This is a genomic window from Kitasatospora sp. NPDC056783 (assembly GCF_042789895.1).
Lineage (GTDB): Bacteria > Actinomycetota > Actinomycetes > Streptomycetales > Streptomycetaceae > Kitasatospora.
The window spans coordinates 1-2972 of the sequence record NZ_JBHUAF010000607.1 but is presented as its reverse complement, the minus strand read 5'-3'; the positions used below and the strand labels follow the sequence as shown (position 1 = coordinate 2972).

Here is a 2972-nt window from a genome sequence, read left to right as displayed (position 1 = left end):
CCACCCGCCGCCGCCAGGGCGGAGGCGGTCGGCTCCGCCCTGCCCCCTGCCCACCACCACCGCCCACGACGAAATCCTCCCCACCCACCGCCACCACGCCCGCCCGGCGGGCGCGCCCGCGCCCGCCCGAAGGCTCCCGACGGCCCGGCCGACAACACCCCACGCAAGGCCGGCAGGCAGACCACCGACACCACCACGACCGCAGCGGAGCCCGGCCCCAGCAGCGACGACGGCACCACCGGAGCACGGCAGACGGCCACGACGACCGGAGCACGGCTCACCGTCGTCTTCGACGCCAGCACCGACGCGGACGGACCGTCGCAGGGGCGAGTCGGCCTGCGCGCGGCCGGGATGCGGCCGGCCCCGGCCACCGCCGCCCCGGCGACGGCTGGGCCCGCCACCCACCCGAGGACCCGAACCCCGTCTGGACCGCCTGGACCGCCTACCTGGACGACATCCGGCTCACCGTTTCCCGGCCCGGCGGACACACCCCGTACGACGGCCAGATCACCGCCGGCCGTGAATGGCACCGCGCCGTCCGCTCGACCGGTCAGGCCCCCGACCACTGGTCCATGAGCGCTGCCATCCGCCCCGTGTGCTCGGCGACCGCAGCCCGAAGGGAGGGGAAGTCACGTGTCGGGAAGCAGGCTTCCACCAGGCCGTAGTACGGGGCGTTCGTGGAGAGCTTCGAGGCGAGGTGCTCTGCGGGCGTGTAGTGGATCAAGGTGTTGCGGAAATGCCGCGCCTCGCCGCTGCGGATCTCGGCGCTCACAGGGTGGTCGAGCATGGCGGCGAGCAGCGAGCGGGATGCCGTCCCCAACGCCTCCTCGTACTGGTTCCTGAGCTTCTCCAAGCTGGACAGCACGTGGTAGAGCGTGATGTATCTCAGCTTGAACACGGTCTCGGCGGAAGCCGGGTTGTCATCGTCGCGCAGCATGGCGTCGAGGACGTTGAGGGAACACTGGAAGGCGGTCAGGGACGCCTTCATCTTGTCGGGCAGGCTGGCGTCGAAGATCCGGTTGAAGTGGCGCTCGGATCGGTGGTCCCGGGTCTCGAAGGCGTCGGGGGCGATGCTGTTCATGAACGAGGGGCCAGTCCATGGCAGGTGCCCTGCTGCCTGGCTGACGTACGCGCTCTGGGCCCGGGCCACGGCCGACAGTTCCTGCCCCAGGACGGAGAGGTCCCGCAGGGCGTCGGCCGGGAGGGCCATCACGAACCCGACCGTATGGGTGGTGCTCACGAGCCGGCCTCGGTAACGGTACTCGCCCAGGTCCGTCTCCCACCGGCGCGCGGGCGGGAACCAGGTGTTGCCCAGGAACGCCTGCCGTCCCTCATCGATGATGCGTGCGAACGCGTCACCCACTTTGTCCAGGCCGGTCTTGGAGTCGTCGAAGAGCTTGACGCTGAGCCGCGCCCGCTGGATGGTCTCCTCGTGCTCGTAGGCCAGGGAGGCCGCGAGTTCGGGGTCGTTGGCCTTCAGGGTCCTGTACGACTCATGGATGATGAGCGACAGGTAGCCGTTCATGCAGAAAATCGGGAGGACTGCCTTGCCGGCGCCCTCGACGACGCATTCCAGGAAGCGGCGGGAGAACGCGAGATCGCCCTCGATGAGCAGACGCGCCACGTCCTGCTTGATCCCGGTTCCTGAACTCATCGAATCCCCACACATTTCCTGATCCGGTCTTTCTAGCATGCCGTCCCGCCCGGGGCGATGAGTTTGGAGGCGGTCCCGAACAGAGGAAGAGCGGGCGGGGCGTCGGACCGTCCGGCTGGGCCAGGGGCTGCTCGGCCGGCTCACGGCTGCCGCTGCCGGGGAGGCGCCCTGGGGCGCGCGGTACATCGGTGATCGGAAGGCGGGACGCGGCACGGACACCCTGCCCTCACGCGGGCGGCCTAACGGCCGCTCAGGGGCCGTGGCCTGGGTCGCCCACGCTGGCTCCGGTCAGGGCCGCGAACTCGACGACCCGGTACACGCCGCAGTACCGCCCCACGCCCAACGTTCCGCCGGCACCGCGCCGGCCCGGTTGGTGCTGCCGGAGTAGCGCCCCGGCAGCCGCGACAGCGCCGGCGGCCTCGCGGAATTCGCCCAGCCGCTGCCGGTCTCGGCGTTGCTGTTCTTCCTCCTGACGCTTCTGCTCCTCCTCAGGATCCTGCCGCTGCCTCGCTTTGCTGCTCGCGTCATCAAGCCCCATAGCTCGACGGTATCCACCGAAGCCGGCACCCACGGGGCTTCGGGCGGAACTGGTGTTGCGGCCCGGAATCGACCAGACGCCTCTCCCACCGGACAGCCAGAAGCACTCACGGGGACCTGCCGAAGCGGCGGGGGCGGGACGGCAACTGGAGGCAGGTCAACGGTTCGTGGCGTATGGCGCGGGTGGTGGGGCAGGCGTGGAAGGTGATGCGGTGGATCTCTTCGCCGGGTCCGACGTCGCGCAGGCGGCCGGTCACGGCGACGGCCCGGTCTTGCCGACGCCGAAGCCGAAGCCGACGCCGACGCCGACGCCGCGGTGGACGCACGTCATGGCGCGGGCGGCGATGGTGCCGGCGGGGTTCTCGCGCGCGGTGACCGGCGTACGGATGACCGGGAGGCGGGCCTGGACGGGGTGGCGTACTGGCCGGTGGGCGGGGTGGCAGACGGCGGGTCACAGGGCGTCCTCGGCGGGGTGGGCCGGGAGCCGGGACGGGGGACGAGGGGCGGGACGGGGGCGGTTCCAGCGGTGGCCGGGGTGGCCGGGCGCTGACGGCGGATGACCCTCCCGAACGCCGTGCCGCGGATGCCCGCGGCCCCGACGGGCGGCAGGGAGCGGGCTCCCGCACGGGTGCGCCCGTACGCCCCGCGGTCCGACGGCGCCCTGCGGCGTACGGCCGGATCCGCCAGCCGTTCCCGCGGCAGCGGCGGGCCCGCCGCGAGCTTGTCGGGCCCGGCTGGGCCGGGGCTTGGAGACGCGGGTGGCCGGCCAAAGGCCCGGGGG

Annotated in this window: 2 protein-coding genes; both read right to left on the bottom strand. The window is 72.4% G+C overall.

What is annotated here, in order from left to right:
- Positions 1-550: 550 nt before the first annotated feature.
- Positions 551-1654 (bottom strand): hypothetical protein, encoded by a 1104-nt coding sequence (locus tag ACFRMQ_RS39780; protein ID WP_380735781.1) that lies wholly within the window; start codon positions 1652-1654, stop codon positions 551-553.
- Between the two features lie 250 nt (positions 1655-1904).
- Positions 1905-2192, bottom strand: coding sequence for a hypothetical protein (locus ACFRMQ_RS39775; RefSeq protein WP_380735779.1), 288 nt, complete (start codon positions 2190-2192; stop codon positions 1905-1907).
- Positions 2193-2972: the final 780 nt, after the last annotated feature.

Bases quoted from the DNA above. Each gene is read 5' to 3' on its own strand.
- ACFRMQ_RS39780 (WP_380735781.1), bottom strand. From the start codon at position 1,654: ATGAGTTCAGGAACCGGGATCAAGCAGGACGTGGCGCGTCTGCTCATC.
- ACFRMQ_RS39775 (WP_380735779.1), bottom strand. From the start codon at position 2,192: ATGGGGCTTGATGACGCGAGCAGCAAAGCGAGGCAGCGGCAGGATCCT.